Source organism: Pseudoalteromonas sp. MMG005, assembly GCF_018101015.1.
Classification (GTDB): domain Bacteria; phylum Pseudomonadota; class Gammaproteobacteria; order Enterobacterales; family Alteromonadaceae; genus Pseudoalteromonas; species Pseudoalteromonas aurantia.
Window position 1 is genome coordinate 180,700 of sequence record NZ_JAGJEK010000004.1, and the last position, 17,864, is coordinate 198,563.

Below are 17,864 nucleotides of genomic sequence, written 5' to 3' on the forward strand. Positions count from 1 at the left end.
CTACAATGGCGCATATTTTACTCATAAGAAGTCATGCTATGAACGACACCACATCACAACCAACACTCCCAGATCGCCTTTCTATCAACCCACGCAGCCGCTATCACGTTGCGGCGGTGTTTGAGCATGATATTGGTATTAAAATCAATGGTAAAGAGCGCTTTGATGTTGAAGAGTACTGCATTAGTGAAGGGTGGATTAAAGTGGCGTCTCCTAAGGCACTTGATCGTAGAGGCCAACCTTTACTGCTGACTGTCAAAGGCACTGTGGAAGCATTTTATCGCTAAAACTGCCTCTGCCACGATTGTTGCTTGTCAAATGCACCGCAACGATAAGTAACAATCAAATTGCGTACGACTCACCATTTAGATATTTCAATCAGCCTATCAAGTAAAGCGCACCGACAAAAAAAGCCATACATGTCAGCATTACTAACATATACAGCTTTTATTCATAACAAGTTAGGGGGTCTTACTTTCAGCGCTATATCACGCCTAAGGGATACTACCTATGGCTGATGACCACAGCGAAATACACGCGTTACTTTTTGCTCAGTTCTACAATTCGTTTCTACGGTGCGCGTATGCGTACTGGTTTTAAGCTGATTACTCGTTAAACCAATTGAGCCACTGTAGTTATACCAATCAATCGTTTTGAAACCATCTGGTTTAGTGTACCAATAGGTCCCCGTTTCATGCTTATATTGTGAACCAGGACAAGCTTTACTTTCATCTAAAACGCTGCTGCCGGTTACATAACGCGTCATTGGTAGAGGAAAATCAGGTTGGTTCCATAAATGCCCTAACCAAATCGTACCTTGGTAGCCACAATGGCGTTTGGTTTCTGTGTATGTTTGCGTTTCTGTATCACACACACGCACATTACGTACTTCTACATCCCAATACCCTTGCCCACCTGGGCAATTTCTTCTCGCTTCTGCAGTCACACTCGTGAGTGTTACTACCGCGGCAATTGCAGTTAAAATTACTGTTTTCATACCTATCCTTATACATTAATTAAATTTTGGCAGCTTTATAAATTAAAATGTTGACGCTGCTCTTTAGTAAATATGGCTTTAATTTCAGCCAACTTTTCCGAGTCCACAACCACAGCTGGGAAAGCATATGGACTGCCTGACGTACCTAACGTGTTGTCAGGTACTTTGGAATACACATATTTTGATAGACGAGTAACTTCAGATTTTTGATACTCATCTAAGTTTAGAGATTTAACCGCATGCAACAGTGATTGTTGCTTTTGATAAACTTGTAAATTAGCTTGTTCCGATTCAAATGCCTGGTAGTCTGCCAATTGCGCTTCATTCAACACACTTGCTAAACTGGAGCGATATGCCATCGCATTCGTAGACAAGGTATCCAGATACTCTTGTTGATAAAGATCTGTGTCGTCAGGCCCATCATTGGCTAACTGACTAAAACGCTGCCAAGATACAAAATCTTGCGCGGCTTTCTCATCAAGTAGTTTTTCCACAGCCTGCTGTCGATTTTCATCCAAAGCGAGCTGTCGAGTGAGCTGTAGCATCACCGGTTTAACCGAATACACTGCCAGTTGGCTCTTGATGGTTGCGATAGACGCAGCATCAAGCTCGCCGTCATTCTGCTTTTGTTTAGGTAATGCAGTGTCTGTTGTGTGACGCTCTAGCACAACTGAAGATAAAGGCGGCTCAAGGTGCTTAATACGCTCCCTCAACATGGCATTTTCTTGCTTCACCTCATATGAATTACACGTGCTAGCAGGAACATCCTCACTCAGCGCGGTGACTTCATTTACGGTCGGCTCTTTTGATGCGGCTTTCAATAGTGACACGCTAGCCACCCCACCACATAAAAAAGCCACAATTAAGTACCTAATCATTTTATCTCCCTCAACCCCACACTAAGGCTCAAACACTTTTCATACGCTCCGGCGTCAATATCAATATCGCATATCACAATGAACCACCGATGCAGTCAATGGATGTCATCATTGGTTATTTCTCAACAACTGTAAATGCCAGATAACATTTAGTAATATTTGCTAATGAATTATAATGTTTATTAAAATCAATGGTTTAAGTTGTTTGTTTTTATTTAAATAAAGGAAGGAAGTGAGTGAGTACAGGGTATGTAAGCCAGATTTAACATCACCAGATTAGGATAAAAGTGGGGCTTTGGCTCATTGCTTTACAACTCTAAGTAGCAAAAATATCGAATGGAATATGCGCGCAAAGTGTGAATTATTGACATTATTAACCTTTGTTGGTTGGTCAGGTAGCCACCAACAGAGGTTAATAAAAGCGATAGTAAGCTAGTTACTTAAAGCTGCGCTTTGAGATACGCGTCTACTTTTTCTTTGCCAATGACCGAAAAGTGCTTGGTAAGAAAATCAGCAAGGCGCTCTTTTTCGATATCCAGTAAATTTTCAGCAGGCTTAAACTCGGTGCCATCATAATAACGCGCGACAGTACCTTCGCCATCCGGACTACCATGACCGGTATCTATGGAGTCTCGCCATTTTTTAGCATGTTCACTCCACTCTGTCTGATCCACGATTTGTGGCGCACTAAACCATACATTCCAACTTAACACGTTACCATTTTGCAGCATATTGCCCGACGCCAAATTGAAAAAATCCATAAATAACTGGTTAAAATCATCAACGATATCGTGACCTACTTTTTCAACATCGCCAATTTCTACATTTAAATGCGCAACATCCCACGCCTCACCTATATGCTTAGCGAACGCGGGAATATCAAAGTCGTGGCTTTGCCCCTTTCTGAGCGGGAATATCACTTGGTTTGGATCACCCGGCAAAGAAGTTTTCACTACGATTGCGGTCGTTTTTGATAACGGGAATGGTAAGTTCATAGCCTGAAATAAACTTTCTAATAGTTTGAAAGCCTTAGTGGTTTTTGCACTTGGGCTAAACCAAATTTTACCTACTACAGACATATCCGCTGCCATTGTTTTATTCGTTTCATTCACCCAACCTCGCTGGCCAGTGACGGTGACTTCAACGTTTAGCGCACCAAATGAGGGTGAATAAGCCCCCTGTTGAGGACAAATAATGGAATAAACGCGGCCTTCATTGGTATAGCCTATACGGGAAATATCGGGTGCAAACATTTGATAGCACCTGCGTGTATTTTCTTCGTCTTTACGCGTTTCCCAGCTAAATTCTGGCCATAAAACTTCTTGCTGGCGTTGCAATTTATCAATATTCGCCATGTTATCTAGCATATGTAACGATGATAAATTAGGATCTGGATACGAAAATAATGCATTGGACTCTTCGAATCCACCTACCCATCCTGGTGCCGGTTGTTGGTTGTTTTTAATCGTCATGTTATTGGTCCTTGATTGTTAAACAGTCTGTCTTGAAATAACCCTTGTCTTTAAACTGGTTCAGCGCATTATGTAGGCAAGTTTATAGTAGGTGTTACAAAAGCGTTATTACAACAAATTACAATAGGCTTCATTTATACCTCATCACATAAGTCAACTCAGTGAGAAGGGAAATTATTGAAAGAGATTTTAGGAGGGGAAATCGTCTAACCTTTGTTTAAGATAATCAAGAAGTGAGTGAGTGCCAACAATCATAATTTAACACCGGTGTGAGTATAGAGCTGAGGAGCTTTCCCCAGCATTGGTATCGTTACTTAACCTCAGGTTTGGATAAGGGTTTTGGAATAGAAGGTGTTTTATAAACAAACTTACGTACAATCCAATGATGATATTTCTTTCAATATCAAGGCGCTTTTATGCAGTAATAGCGGGCTATTACAAATGAAAGCAACGCCGAGAGTGACAAAAATAGCTTTATTGGGCAAATTCGCTTATCTAGAGCTGAGGTTATTTAGATAGCTTTTTCCAACCCGTCCATACTTCATCATCCGGATCAGCTTGCTGCTTACGTTTTTTCTTACCAGTCCCTTCGGGCTTAGCCATCGGTTTATCTGCTGCAAGTTCAGGGTTAACATCATCAGCCTCAAACCCAGAAATTTGCTCTCGTTCAAGTCGAATTTTGTTTTTCTTTTCAATGATTTTAAAGTGATGATAATCATCATGATCAATCAAAGATAACGCCAGCCCAATTTCACCGGCACGACCACTTCGACCAATACGATGCATATAATCTGCAGGACTTCTTGGCAAGTTAAAATTAATCACAACAGGGAGCTTAGCAATATCTAGCCCTCGCGCCGCAATATCAGTGGCAATAAGTACCTCAATTTCACCTGACTTGAATGCTTCCAACGTACGCGTGCGCGCCGCCTGCCCTTTGTCACCATGAAACACTTTGGCATTAATGCCCTGCTTTTCTAATTTTTGTGCCAAATGCTCACAGTGATTTTTCGCATTGACAAATATAAGCGCTTGTCGCCACTTATGCTGCTGAATTAAGTGCGTTAGCAGGGCCGTTTTTTGCCCTTTGTTAACTGTAAATACCCGCTGTATCACTGTACTTGCATCGCGACTTTGAACTTGAATTTCAACAGGATCAATTAACAGTTTATCTGTCAGTGCTGTTACTTGCTCAGGAAAAGTGGCAGAAAATAACATGGTTTGCTTTTCACTTGGCATTAAGGCCAGCAACTTAGATAACTCATCAGCAAAACCGAGTCCCAGCATGCGGTCGGCTTCATCTAGTACCAAGGTACACACTTTATCGAGTTTTATGGCATTACTGGCAATTAAGTCAAGTAATCGACCTGGCGTTGCCACCACAATGTCACTGCCTCCGCGTAGGTTTTGCATTTGCTTATTAACCGACACCCCACCAAAAACAACCGTGGTTTTAATTGCACCATTAAAATGTGCAGCATAAGATTTAATGCTATCCGCCACTTGCGTCGCCAACTCGCGAGTTGGCACTAACACTAACCCTGAAACAAAATTGCCTTTTTCGTGCTTTGTAGACGTACTTGCTTGCAGTTGTTTTGATAGCTGTTGCAACAATGGCAATGCAAATGCAGCCGTTTTACCCGACCCGGTATTCGCTCCAGCAATTAAATCACGTCCAGCTAACACACTGCCAATCGCCTGTGCTTGAATTGGCGTTGGGGTGGTGTATTCCAATTCAGCTAATCGCGCCAATAAAGGGGGGATCAGGCCAAGGTCTGTAAAGTTACTAGGCGGTGTCGCTAAGGTCATAAAGGGGTCAGCTCAATGCTAAAAAAGTAGCCGGCGATTTTAGCGTATTTTTGAACAGTTTGGTTAGTGTTATCTGTGAAATGAGGCAATTCTTGTAGGTAAGACTAGCATTCTGTTTCACAACCCAGCCATATTCGCTCATCACCTAACCTATCAGCACGGTACGTTTAACGCTTTAAGTATGGCTCACCGCCGATTGCTCAACGGGGCAACCTTGCACGCGACACACCTCTGCGTTGCATAATCGGCAGATCTTTGGTGCATCACTCACATCATATGTCACAGTACGCATTGGTACTTAACCTCAGTTCTAGATAAGCAAATGTGCACAATAAAGCTATTTTTCTCACTCTCGGCGTTGCTTTCATTTGTAATAGCACGCTATTACTGCATAAAAGTGTAACTCCCCCAAAAAATGAAACAGTCCATAAGTAGAATTTTCCATTAACTAAAATAGGAAAATTTACGATGAGCAAAAGCAAGTTTACCGAAACTCAAATTGTCAGCATGACCAAAGAAACTGAATCAGGTATTCCAGTGCCTGAGATTTGCCGTAAACATGGCATCGGCCAAAGCACATTTTACAAATGGCGCTCAAAGTAGGGTGGCATGGAAGCGTCTGATGTTAAACGCCTCAAAGAACTTGAAGAAGAAAATCGTAAGCTAAAAGATATGTTTGCAACGCTTAGCCTAAAGCACTCGACGCTTGAGGATATCATCGCAAAAAAGCTGTAAAAACAAGTAGGCGCAGAGCTTGGGTAGAACATTTAAGATCCCAATTTAACGTCAGTGTCGCATTTGCTTGTGAAGTGGTAGGGCTAAGCCGCTCAGTTTTTTATTAAAAACATAAACGGCCATCAGATGATGAGGTTATCGACGCATTGCTAGCATTGGTCGAACGTCACCAAAGATGGGGGCTGCCCAAACTATTTAAAAGGCTTCGCAACAAGGGTAAACCTTGGAATAAGAAGCGTGTTGAACGTGTTTACAACATGCTAAAACTCAATTTGAGACGTAAAGGAAAACGCCGTGTACCAACGAGAACGCCAGAACCATTAAGTGCCCCACTGCAACATAATGAATCTTGGTCAATGGACTTTATGAGTGATGCACTAAGCTACGGACATCGCTTTAGAACATTGAATGTACTCGATGACTTCAATCGACAAGCATTAGCGATTGAGGTTGATACCAGTTTAACGGCTGAGAGAGTGATAAAGTGTTGGTTTAAATGGTTTTTAGATGATTGATATCGCCCTCTAAAAACCTTCTCGTCACTTTTCATAAAGGTTATAAAAGTGGTCACCTAACAGTCGACTTCAAGCTACCTAGATCATTGCTTGACTTGCGCCACTGAAAGAGACTTTAGAATTAAGCTGGTTGAGAGTAGCTTATTGCACCAATACTTTATTCCGAAGTCACAAAAATGTCGCCCCGCACTTTATAAGTGCATATTGAAATTATAATAAACTTGATTTTTTACATAATTTTCAATAACTAAAATTGATTACATACAAAATCTAACAGCGTCAATTGATGAGCTTTCTTTTCTGAATCTCTTACAAGTATCTGTACGTATCGTACTTATTTTGTAGATCATTCACATAAGTTGCATTCTTTTTGTTTTTGCCTTATAAAGATAAAGCTCTTGGTAGGAGCCTGCCGCTCGTCGTTGCAAAGCTTTTGAAGTACTACTTTCTGTTATTTTACTTGCCCAATATTTTTTATTCGGGCTTGTTGAGTGGTTGACGAGCGACGCTTTAAGACAAGCCAGGAGATTAAATATGTTGGACAAAAATACTTACCCATCGACAATTGGTGGTATCAAACGTCAAGCTAAGCAACTCAAAAAATCGCTTAAAGTACCTCATCATGAAGCTTTGAATCTTGCCGCTCGAGAAGCCTCTTTTGAAAACTTCTCACATGCACGCAAACTACTAAAAAATACAAATACTAAAAATTCATCTCACAGCTTGTTTTTCACTGTTTATTGGTATGATGGAAAACGCCTTAACTCTGGACGTGAAGTGCTTGAAATTGAGCTTTCAAGGCCTTTATTAGAAATCGCTACCAAACGAGAACTTAGCCACTCATACGCTCTAGGGCAGTTTAGACTCGCTTCGCCAGATCTCTTCGTTGACGATCACTTTAGCCATTCACAAGAAGAAGCCATAAACAAAATCTGCAAAGCAGTAAGGGTCTTAAGATTTATGGAAGCTACGGGATTAAAACCTAGCGATGATGAAGAAAGCGCTTATCCAGATGGAGATTATAACAACATATTGCCTAACGCCGATCACTCAAGCTGCTGGTATGATCCTGATACAGGACAGTTTATCTTAATTGATGAGCCTTACTGTAGCCCTACTATAGAAGGTAAAAGAGCTGCTTGGGCTAAAAAGCACAATTGGTATTTGCAAGCTTCAAAGTGGGCGGGAATGTATTACCCGGGATATTCAAGCATGTTCGTCGCTACGGACGCTTCCACGGAATACGACTTTCTTAGTTTGATGACAAAAATTGACAACATTCCTCCCCCGATAACCATAGAAAGTTGGGCTGGCATATCTTCTAAAGGACATGATACTTTTTACAGCCCGTTATCAGTTACACACCAAGATAAAAAAAGGGCGGTGGCGAAAAGCACTATATTTAGAGAGCCAAGTAATAAGACACAGCCAATGAGAAGCTGGGGGTCAGCTTACAATGAACGTCGCCCAAATGCTATTATGTCGATTGAGTCACATCAACGAGCGGCGAGGCTAATAAAAGCTATTCAACACTCATCAGCAAGGGCTAGCGGTGTTAGTAAACGGCTATCTTTAGTTAAAAGCAAGTTGGAGGATTGGTTTTTTTCTGAATATGATCGGAGCATTACTGATAAATTCGAGCTTTTCTATTATGGTAACATAGACAAATCTGACCCTTTTTTACTACAGGCCAATTCATCAGAAGGCGTTGTCAGCCTACTACAGGAATTAAAAGATATGTTGCTAGAAGCTTATGTAGATTGTGAGCCCTTGAGAAAGATGATTGAAAAACTCGACACTTCAATTAAATTTACCTCAAAACTTCTATAAATATTACTTGAGGTTTTCCAACCGAAGCCTACGTCCATATAAAATATATGGGTAGGCTTTTTTACCCGATAAGTTTGTACAAATAATGAAATAACTCACTCTAGATTTAACAACATAAAATCATGTACCTATTTCTATTTGAGTTTGGTTTTCTATGGCTATCTTAATCTTATTATCGATAACGGAGTAAATATCTATGTTCTGATCTGGCACTTCAATACTAACTAAAACACTAAATCTTACTCTATTCTGCCAGCGTTCTTCTGCCGTTTTATACTTCCACCACCCCCCTACAGGGAATACCGCTATCGTATGTATATCGGCCAAATCTTGGGCACTACCAGACCAAATATCCGAATGTACAGATCCTCGAGTTCTTAATTGTGCGCCCAAAAACCATCCTTCAGTGTCTCCTTCAGGACCTTCATATTCCTCATTCTTTGCAAGCCCGTTAATATATGCCCTGAAGTTATCGAGTGATTGACCAGGTCTAATAGTTTCAAATCTCAAGCCGTGTGATTGATAACTGTACCTTGTCCGGTAACCTCTTCTACCTGGGTTAGGCTCAATGAAATAAGATAGGGTAACTCTCAGTTTGACTTCAAGCTCGGGAGGCAGGTTTTGAAGTTCGGCCAATGGCCAAGGAAGTTGGTAAAGCTTCATCTGATTGAGCTTAGGATCTGTTGAAGAACTCGCCCCTTGAGGCTTAATAAAAGGCTGGAGTTCCCCTTCTGCAATCAAAGTAAGAGCATGATTAGCACTGAATCGAGCTTTATCAATATTTGGTACACCATAACCAACTGTACGAAGCAGTGTCTCTTTAGCAATCTTTGGGCTATGCTGACCACTCAATAAACCAAACCGTTCTAGCATTCTTGGTGTCCACTCAGCAGAATGCACGATTAACCCTCGGACTGTTTCAGGCCAAAGTTCGGGGTACTCTGCAGTGAGTTGCGCCGCGACTCTAGATATTAAAGCGCATGCAGCACTCGTATCACTCCCTCTCTCAAACGTTTGTCCTACTGTTTTTCCAGATGTCGTTAGTAATGCAACAACATCTTCATTGCTCACTTCAGTTCGGTCCGGTGATAAAAGTCTGTTCCCACCCTCCGCTACTACATCAGGTTTGATTGGAGCATGCCGTCTCCATGACCAATTGACCGAAGAACGACTCGATGGAGCCACATCACCGGCAAGCGCAAACGGAGACCACCCTTGGAAAATGGGGTCATCATTTGTAGTCATATCCGTGTAGGCTCCAACTGTTATCGCATTCCAGGCTTGTGCAGGGTCTTCTATTTGAGCGAGACCAACTTGCTCCCAATAGTCCAGAGCTGTACTGATATTAAGATTATTACCCGCTGATATAACGAACAAGCGTCGTTTCCCGTCCTCCATCCCAGAACAAAACTGGTCTATTTCCGCAGACCATGAAGAAGGCCTCCCGCTTTCCCTTTCGTAATCTGATGTAACTGCAAGACTGTATATACGATTCATATCAGGTCTATCAATTTCCAGCTTATATGCGGTCCCAACAGTTATTGCACCATACAGCATAGGATCATTCCCACCTAGAGGGGGTAATATTCTGGCTGACTCTATAACGTGTGATAAAGTAATAGGCTGATTGTTTAAAGCTACATTCATCAAATCGCCAAATGCAGCTAAACCAGCTTGTAATGAGCCATGATCATTGAAAGGAGCTGCAGGCACGTATTCATCATACTTTGGCCAGCTAGGTTCCCAAGTTACTGAGAATTCATCTCTGCAAACTTTTTGTAAAAGACTATGATTGAAGTTCACCCCAGTATCCAATATAGATACACTTGTTTTAATTCCTTCTGTAAATTGAACTCTATCAGCTATACTTTTCAACCACTCTTGCTGTTCAGTTGGAGATGAATCGATAATTGGTACAGGTGTATCCTTTGCTTTTCTGAGTTCTTCTAAATTAGAGATTAGTTCAGGGGCTTTTTCTAATTCATTTACAGAAGCTTTTAATAGCACAACTGTAGAATTGAAAAAGGTAATTGATGTATTACCTATACGCCCATTGATTCTATTTGCGAGAGTTTGAGCAATTTCATTCGCGTCACCATCAACGGTTTTTTTTAGCCATAACTCCCACCACACTTGGACTTCACGGTTTGTCGGGAACAATTCTGCAGGATCTGTCCAGAAAGATTCTAGGTTTGCTAGCCTTATTTCCTCAATACTATCTATAAGCGTATGGTTTCTAGGAAAGGAAACCCCTTCATCATTATGCTTTCCATCTTTGCTAGGATCTAAATATTGCTCAAGTTTTTTATGGAACGTGCCTCGCCTTTCTTCTGGAATAAAGATTAATGCAACTTCTTGAACACCACTGTGCTTGCAAGTACACAGTTTAAAGTCCCTATTATCTAGGCTATCTAATGGCAGTTTGATCCCAGGTACCCCGATAACTTCGACATATATCCCCATATCCGGTGTTATCGGAGCTTCTCTCTGTTCAGATTGTGCACTATACCGTTCCAATACAGCTTGGTACTGCCTACCAAGTTTAGCCCCATGTTGGCCGCGACTCTGGCCTGGTATACCTGAATTCCTACCCGTTCTCTTGGATCTAAAAGGCTCCTCGACGAAGAAACGAGCTACATCCAAATGTTTCCTTTTCGTCACTACTATACTCCCTATAACACCTGTTTTGTTTATTTATTATTTCCGGAATGCCTTCTAGAAAATGCTTTAAGCAACATATCACTAGTCACTTTTGCATCAAAGTTTAATACTGCTTCTTTCGCCGCATCTTCACAAGAGCGAGTAATCTCGGCTGAACTAAGTCCATTAGCAGCCTTGGAAATTAACTTCCAATCAAAGTCATCAGTACCAAAAAGTGATAAACGGTTTTGTATTAAAAGACATATTTGATCTAATTTAGGCTTTTCAAATTTAATGATGTCATCAAACCGTCTATAAAGAGCCTGATCAAGCAGTTCAGGGTGGTTTGTTGCTGCAATGATTATGCTTTCTGAAGCATCCTGCTCAACAAATAGTAAAAATGAATTCAATACTCGACGAATTTCACCAACATCATTTGGAGAGCCGCGTTGTGTCCCGATCGCATCAAATTCATCAAATAAATATACGGCCCTTGTTTGACGAATATGATCAAAAATCAAACGTAATTTAGCCGCTGTTTCTCCCATAAAGCGAGTGATTAAGTTATCCAAAACTATTGTGTACAGCGGTAATTTCAGCTCTGTGGCCAACATAGAGGCTGACATTGTTTTCCCTGTACCTGGAGGGCCCGTGAACAACAGTTTTCTACGAGGCTGCAGCCCAAACCGACTTAATTTATCTTTTTGACGTTGTTCTAATATTACCTGACCCATTCGTTCATGTATGTCCTCAGATAACACCACCTCATTAATACGTACACTATGTGGGGTTAATTCCAGCAGCCCCTTCAAATCGCTGTTATTCTGTTGAGCCAAATGAACTGGCTTCGAAGATGCAAGGCTAATATTGCGTGTCGAACTTTGCGACTTCTCGACCAAGTTTTTTATATCACTGGCAAGTTTATTGTGTCCCTGCCTAGCTTCTTTGGCAGCAACTTGAAGAGCAATAGAGTAAAAGCGCTGATCGTCACGTTCAGCATGACTTCTTAGAAGTGCTTTTAATTGTTCCGCAGTGGCCATTACTCAATCTCCCTTAGACAGACTGATACTATCATTTTACTATGAAATGTGAACATATAACTACTTAATTTTAGCACCTTGATTTATTCTAGCCCCTTGAGCTAGCCGCCCCAACATTGTTATATATTGTTGTTCTAGATACACCATAGCGCTTGGCAATATCAGTAACCGGAATATTTGGATCTTTCAGCAGAGCCTTTATTTCTTTTATATCTTTAGGTTTCAATTTTGCTTTCCGACCACCAAGCCGGCCTCGAGCTCTTGCCGACTCTAACCCAGCTTTAGTTCTTTCGCTAATTAGATTACGCTCAAATTCTGCAAGTGCAGCAAATACATGAAAAGTTAGCTTTCCTGTTGCACTTTCGGTTTCAATTTTTTCCTGAAGACTTTCTAAAAAAACACCTTTTTTATCAAGCATTGTTACTAATTTTACAAGATCGCTTAGGTTTCTTCCTAACCTGTCTAAACGCCATACTACAAGCGTGTCACCCGGACGAAGAGCCTTTATACAATTTTCTAACTCGATTCTTTCTGCCTTCCTACTTGAAACTTTTTCTAAGTAAATCGTGACGCATTTGGCAGCTTTCAATGAATCCCGTTGTAAGTTTAAGCTCTGGTCGTCAGTAGAAACTCTAGCGTAACCAATCCGTTGATTCATGAACTATTTATTTACATTGATTATTTTACGAGTATTTTAACACTTTATAGTTAAAATCGCTTGCATATTATTTCTGTCACTTGAATGTCAATCAAACGACCGTTTTCTTTACACTACTTTTTTGTATGATCGAGTACCGTTTTGATAGCTGATACAAACCCTACTTCAAATACCTTTCTTCCATGCTGATTTCTGACTGAGTGATCTTTAGGGTCTTCTTGCCAGCCATTATTTTCAAATGTTGCTGGCGATATTGCGTTCTCGAGAGCATGTAGCTCGGCGCTTGAGAGTGGTATTGCTGGCAGTAACTCTACCTTTGAATTGGAATTACCTCGAAGGTGAATAGATTTATCAATGATGATTGTGTCTTTGTTGAGTGACTTAAGTAACCGAACTTCGCCCCTTAACTGTTTGAGTTCCGCTAGCATTAAGCCAACTTCAGCGCGAACTGAAGGCTCATTTATTAGCTTTAGAACATCTTGAGGCTGCTCTACAGGTGTGCGACCAAGCCTTTTGTGATTATGTGTACACTGCCAAGAAGCTATCAATTGCCTATATTCATCACCATTTTTATTGCGTATTGCCTGTTCAGAAGGGCCTCCACGCGCTTTGGACAGCTTGCCTATCGTAGCGATGGAAAAGTCATGACTATTGCGCTCTTGCTGCTCTGCGCATATTTGATGGATAAGCTGAAGCGACCTTTGCTTTCTGGTACCCAACTGACTCGATAACGATTCAAATAGACTATCAGGTGTCATTTTCACTCTCCTTGTGTCGTATATGGGTTTAGGTAGCCAATTAAGTTCGCTGATTTACTCATTTCAGTTTTTACGTACTCCCCGATAGCATTTGGAAAACCGATCTCAGCCAATGAATTTTGAGATTCAACAAACTGTATGGCTTTGTCGAACGAACCCACTCTATTTTCAATGAGGAGCATGATTTGATTACCTACTTTAAGCTTATCCTCATCAGGTAAATACAACATCAGTGGATCTTGGCCATTTGCTCTCAACATTAAGTCTATCGCTTGGCCACGCTTAAGCACCGCTTTTGATGCATCGTAATAGGGGTAAAGTGCTGCGTTGCGGCATACGACTTCCAACTGAGTTAGTTGGGAGTTGTCTTCAAGCTGAGCAGTTACATCCGAGAAGCCACTTTCACTGAGCAACTGTAGTTTAGTTTCATCAGTGCTATTCATTATCTGAGTTGATTGAGCAATTAACCGATACGTAGCATGCATATCATTCATCAACGCATCGACCTTTGTTGCTTCTCTCTCATATTCAAATTCAGCTGCTTTTAAATCAGCCTCTCTTGTAAATGGCTCCTTAGCATCCATTGCTTCAAATTTCACTTGCTTCAATGCATCTAGGTTAGCTTCAAAAGCGTTATGACGTTCGCCCGCCTCACTGGCTTCAAAGCTAAGGTTATTAAAATGAGCAATAAGACCAGGCATGAATGCGGGTCCAGTAATAAACCAACGGCATCTTACGCAGTTTTTTGCGTTGCCTTGAAAATCCCTTGGGGTAGGAGCAAAGCTGCACGGCGCATTACCAAGCTTGGCTGTTTGTTCGCCGCCATTGTCACATTCTTGGCAACCAACAGGGCATATCCCTTTGTCCATCACTTGCCAGCTAACCTGTGAGCCCGCATTCACAGCTCGCAGTGCTGAATCATCATTAAATGCAGCGCCTAACTTCAAATCATTATATTCGGTGTTAATCAAAAACTCTTTGAACTGTTGCTCCGACGCTAAACGTAACTTATCTTCAGCTTCCGACATCACCTTTTTCATATATGCCTGACCAATTTTGGTGTAGTACAAAGTCATGATGATGCGGCTGTGCCCAGCAACTAACTTTGACAGGACGGGGATTGGCACACCACCTTCTAAAGCAAAGCTAGTGATCAGTGACACTCTTAAAGTATGCAATGGAAAGTATGTGCTGATGTAGTTTCGAAAAGTGCCATGACTCGGTTTTACAAACTTTATCGGCCTATTATCTGTAAGCATTTCCCTGCGCTGTTCGCAGCGCTGCTCTAGCTCAGACAAAAGCTTAAACCACAGCTTCGCAGGCTCCTTATCACTTATTGGGCACTGAAAATCGAATTCTGAAATTGAAGAGCGATGTCTAAATAAAAAGCAAGTTGGTATCATCTCTTCCAATTGCGCTTTACTTTTTATGTCCCCTAGATGCTTGCGTTTTAGTTCCGACCATTGCATTGGCCTCTCAATTGGGTTGTACTTTTCTTGCCAGTTCCTTAGCAGCTCAAGCCACTTCAAAACTCGCTCATGTTGCCATGGAATGGTGTAGCCTTTTGATAATCCATCTTTCAGAATATCTGAGGTCTTATTCGTATTGATAAAAAGCGCACTTGAGTCACCTTCTGCACTTTGAATGCGCCTAAACACACCTCTACCTATTGAATAACGAGATAAGTCCAATTTAGTGGCTGGTGCTAACTTTCCTGTATTTTTAACCCAAGAACCATTTTGATACCGCCATAAATCAGCTTCACCTGAGTCTAACCAGCGAACTTGTGCTGTTCTCAATGGCAGTTCTAGCTTTAGATATAAAGCAACCGCTGAAGCAGGACACCACAATTCATACACTTTTTTATCTTTGTACAGGGTTATGCCACCATAACTTTTTCCTTTGGGAATGATACGCTCACGCCACACACAGTTTGGATCAGCATAGTCAATATCGGTTGGTGTCACTTCAAACCAATCACCCCCATATTTCCCTTGGCTAATCGCATCTCCTGCTTTTTGTGCCCATACCCAATCTTTAAACGATTCCGCTTTTTCTGGGCAGATGATCTCTCGCAGTTCTTGAATATACTTGTAAGGGAGTGGAGTTCTGACTGTTTCAGCCACTTCCAATCCTGTTCTACGCTTTATCGAGAATGGATTGCGATACTTATGCGGAATAGTAAGGTTGCCGAAGTCATCTTCCACCCCAACCAAGTCCTCCAAGACATAAGTAAGAAACTGCTGAAGGTAGTTGTTATAAGTTATCGCTTGGCGTTTTCCAACGGGATCTATGTACGATTTACTTGGTTTTATAGCCTCTTCAAAAAAGTCTGGTACGGGTGTACTCCTATCAATAAATGTTAAAGGGTTACTGGCTAAATTTAGTGGTACCATGAAAGATTTATAGAACCGATTCAAGGCATTTTTCTTTGATGACAAACCTTTGTGCTGCCTTGCTAACCAGCGGTTAGATAACTTTGCCCAAGTACGATACTCGTCACCATACATGTCAGTTAACCACTGAAATGTAATGTCTTCGGTGATCCCGTTATTGGGTGAATAAGGCTTACTAATCATCACCTCCCTCTACAAGATAGCCTCGCCCTGAAAGTAGTTCTTGTGGATCAACATCGTCGAACCCTTGAGCTAAATAGTTACGCACTACTGGTTGCGTTTTTTCAGCTGAAGCTAATCGCTTATCGGCTTCCATTAACATACTAGATACTTCATCGAACTGCGGCTCACAGTACACAAGTTGCGACTCGAGACTTGAATGATGGAGTGCGTTTCGCCTCACTAAAGGGTCTATACCCGCGTTTTTGAGCCGCTGCCCATACGCATGCCGATGGCCATGAGGGCTTGTACCAGACAGTTTTGACGGCGTTAAACCGATGCTTTTTACTGCTCTTTGATGATTTTGATAATATGCAGTGATTGAAAGTGGCTGACCTGCCTGTGGACCTGACAAAGAAATAAATGCAAATGGGTGATTGACTGGTATATGCCTAAGTTGTCGAAGGTAGAGCTTCCAAAACGCATAAAACAACTCTCCAAAAATGAGGGGAAACCACTGCACATGAATGTATTTTTCCTGCTGATTATCTAGTTTTTTTACTTTCCAACCAGCGCGGTAAGTTCTGTCTGCTGATCGATTTCTTGGTAATAAGCCATATTTGGTTTTTAAATAACCTTCTCTGGTCTTAGCTTGACCATTCGACTTAACCTGCCAGTCATGCGGGGCTGTACCCTCTGCTGGGTGATAGATGCGTACCAACGCAACTTGTTTGCCTGTTTCTCTTGCTATTACGGGGTCTAAAGTGACATCTTGAATGTATAGGTGAAAAGGCTCACTCATGCGTAAACCAGAACCGTTTAACAGCAAGGTGATCAAAATATCTCTTAAGTTTAGTCTGGTACCGAGATTGCTGTCATACCGATGACCGTAGTTTGAAAACCCCTCAAAAAGTAATTGAGCAAAATACTTTTCCGGAAAGATTTTTGGGGCTTCAATACGCGCTGTTTTAGATTGTTTGGCATAATCAGGTCTATATCTGATCTCACCTTTATCAGGAAGCTGCCAAGTATGTGCTAGAAAAGCACGATTCCTTTTGTGGTGCCAAGCAGCCCAATTGATCCGTTCATCGTAGCTTGAAGTATCAGAAATACTCAAAAAATTCTCAAGCTCTCTATTCTCACTCAACCAATCAGAATAGTTAGCCAGTGAGTTTATGATGGCATTTGCGGTGGTCACACGACGAGGCATCCAAAATAACATGCTAGGATCTAACCCATCTGTGCCTATGGTTCCGCTATAGAGCTGCTGAACAAATACTTTGAAAAACTCTTTTGGAGTCAGTGCTAATTGATTATTTGCATCGAGGAATTGAATAAATAATTTTAAAGCCGTTACTTGCTTATCAAGCCAACTTTGACTTCTTACATGAACGTGATCAAGCAAATAGGACAGGTGAGATTCAACTACCCCCTTCTTCAGTCAGTAATACTGGTAATTCTTCATAGACACCAGCATTACTACGGTAAACTTTGGCATTCAAACGAACGATATCCATTTGACTGACCGTTTGATTATTTGATGATACTTTTACTTAGTACATTATTTGAATTATTGAAAGGAAAAGAGCTTACTCAATGAAAGAATAAGCTCTCAAGATTAGGTTTGATTATAAATATTAAGTATGTATATCTTTATTGTTCACCCACAAAAAAATGTGACCCCGCAATAAAGTTTCATACTGAGCGGGGCTGTAGGGTTTGTAATTTAGTTTGGAAATTTGAGATTGGAAAATAAAGATTCATACTCAGTTTAAGTAGCTTCTCTGTTCAGCTCAAATTTCAAATAATAAAGTTTCATCCTTTATTCAGTTTTTCCCAGAACCCTTTCTACTCTCAGCAACTGTTTTCCTTTGAAATCTTTATCAGGGTACTCTTTATAGTCAACGATTCTCTGCTTGTAATGAGTAAGACTTTCTTTAATGATTTGCAGATCTTCATTTGTTAAATCTAGCATTT

The 17,864-nt window shown here is 41.1% G+C and carries 15 protein-coding genes and 1 pseudogene; 5 read left to right on the forward strand and 11 right to left on the reverse strand.

The annotated features are described in order from the left end of the window. Positions 1–38 precede the first annotated feature (38 nt). The gene (locus J8M01_RS05025; RefSeq protein WP_192509103.1) at positions 39–287 is read left to right on the forward strand and encodes a DUF3297 family protein; all 249 of its coding nucleotides are present in this window, start codon (positions 39–41) and stop codon (positions 285–287) included. A gap of 221 nt (positions 288–508) precedes the next feature. Here the strand turns inward: J8M01_RS05025 and J8M01_RS05030 are convergent, their stop codons facing one another. From J8M01_RS05030 to J8M01_RS05045, 4 genes are all read right to left on the reverse strand, one after another. Continuing rightward, complete coding sequence (locus J8M01_RS05030; RefSeq protein WP_211057216.1) at positions 509–997, reverse strand: hypothetical protein; 489 nt, start codon at positions 995–997, stop codon at positions 509–511. A 35-nt stretch (positions 998–1,032) separates the two neighbouring features. Further along, positions 1,033–1,875, reverse strand: a complete 843-nt coding sequence (locus J8M01_RS05035; protein WP_211057217.1) for a hypothetical protein — start codon at positions 1,873–1,875, stop codon at positions 1,033–1,035. Between the two features lie 440 nt (positions 1,876–2,315). Further along, positions 2,316–3,347 carry a hypothetical protein gene (locus tag J8M01_RS05040; RefSeq protein ID WP_211057218.1) on the reverse strand — a complete coding sequence of 344 codons (1,032 nt, stop codon included), beginning with the start codon at positions 3,345–3,347 and terminating at the stop codon, positions 2,316–2,318. Positions 3,348–3,854: 507 nt separating this feature from the next. After that, a complete protein-coding gene (locus J8M01_RS05045) occupies positions 3,855–5,156 on the reverse strand; it encodes a DEAD/DEAH box helicase (protein ID WP_211057219.1) in 1,302 nt (433 codons plus the stop codon). Positions 5,157–5,624: 468 nt separating this feature from the next. Here J8M01_RS05045 and J8M01_RS05050 point away from each other — a divergent pair, with 468 nt between their 5' ends. From J8M01_RS05050 to J8M01_RS05060, 4 genes and pseudogenes are all read left to right on the forward strand, one after another. Then, positions 5,625–5,759, forward strand: a complete 135-nt coding sequence (locus tag J8M01_RS05050) for a transposase (protein WP_211057220.1) — start codon at positions 5,625–5,627, stop codon at positions 5,757–5,759. 6 nt (positions 5,760–5,765) lie between these two features. Then, positions 5,766–5,891: a hypothetical protein gene (locus J8M01_RS24165; protein ID WP_282100508.1), complete on the forward strand. Its 126-nt coding sequence runs from the start codon at positions 5,766–5,768 to the stop codon at positions 5,889–5,891. 134 nt (positions 5,892–6,025) lie between these two features. After that, positions 6,026–6,406 (forward strand): annotated as a pseudogene (locus J8M01_RS05055) (IS3 family transposase); the annotation flags it as partial. Positions 6,407–6,940: 534 nt separating this feature from the next. After that, positions 6,941–8,236 (forward strand): DUF5623 domain-containing protein, encoded by a 1,296-nt coding sequence (locus tag J8M01_RS05060; RefSeq protein ID WP_211057222.1) that lies wholly within the window; start codon positions 6,941–6,943, stop codon positions 8,234–8,236. Between the two features lie 120 nt (positions 8,237–8,356). On the opposite strand, the gene J8M01_RS05065 is transcribed toward J8M01_RS05060, so the two are convergent. The 7 genes from J8M01_RS05065 to J8M01_RS05095 all read right to left on the reverse strand — a co-directional run bounded on the left by J8M01_RS05065 (position 8,357) and on the right by J8M01_RS05095 (position 17,862). Beyond that, entirely contained in the window at positions 8,357–10,897 is a 2,541-nt protein-coding gene (locus J8M01_RS05065) for a S8 family peptidase (RefSeq protein WP_348772716.1), read from the reverse strand. A 29-nt stretch (positions 10,898–10,926) separates the two neighbouring features. Then, positions 10,927–11,916, reverse strand: coding sequence for an AAA family ATPase (locus J8M01_RS05070; RefSeq protein WP_211057223.1), 990 nt, complete (start codon positions 11,914–11,916; stop codon positions 10,927–10,929). A gap of 88 nt (positions 11,917–12,004) precedes the next feature. Next, positions 12,005–12,574, reverse strand: coding sequence for a recombinase family protein (locus tag J8M01_RS05075; RefSeq protein ID WP_211057224.1), 570 nt, complete (start codon positions 12,572–12,574; stop codon positions 12,005–12,007). Positions 12,575–12,687: 113 nt separating this feature from the next. Further along, a complete protein-coding gene (gene gmtX, locus J8M01_RS05080; protein ID WP_211057225.1) occupies positions 12,688–13,332 on the reverse strand; it encodes a gamma-mobile-trio protein GmtX in 645 nt (214 codons plus the stop codon). Positions 13,333–13,334: 2 nt separating this feature from the next. Further along, positions 13,335–15,911: an integrase family protein gene (locus J8M01_RS05085; protein WP_211057226.1), complete on the reverse strand. Its 2,577-nt coding sequence runs from the start codon at positions 15,909–15,911 to the stop codon at positions 13,335–13,337. Continuing rightward, positions 15,904–17,292, reverse strand: a complete 1,389-nt coding sequence (gene gmtY, locus J8M01_RS05090; protein ID WP_211057227.1) for a gamma-mobile-trio recombinase GmtY — start codon at positions 17,290–17,292, stop codon at positions 15,904–15,906. Before gmtY ends, J8M01_RS05085 begins: the two co-directional genes overlap by 8 nt. A gap of 417 nt (positions 17,293–17,709) precedes the next feature. Next, positions 17,710–17,862: a hypothetical protein gene (locus J8M01_RS05095; protein WP_211057228.1), complete on the reverse strand. Its 153-nt coding sequence runs from the start codon at positions 17,860–17,862 to the stop codon at positions 17,710–17,712. Positions 17,863–17,864 lie beyond the last annotated feature (2 nt).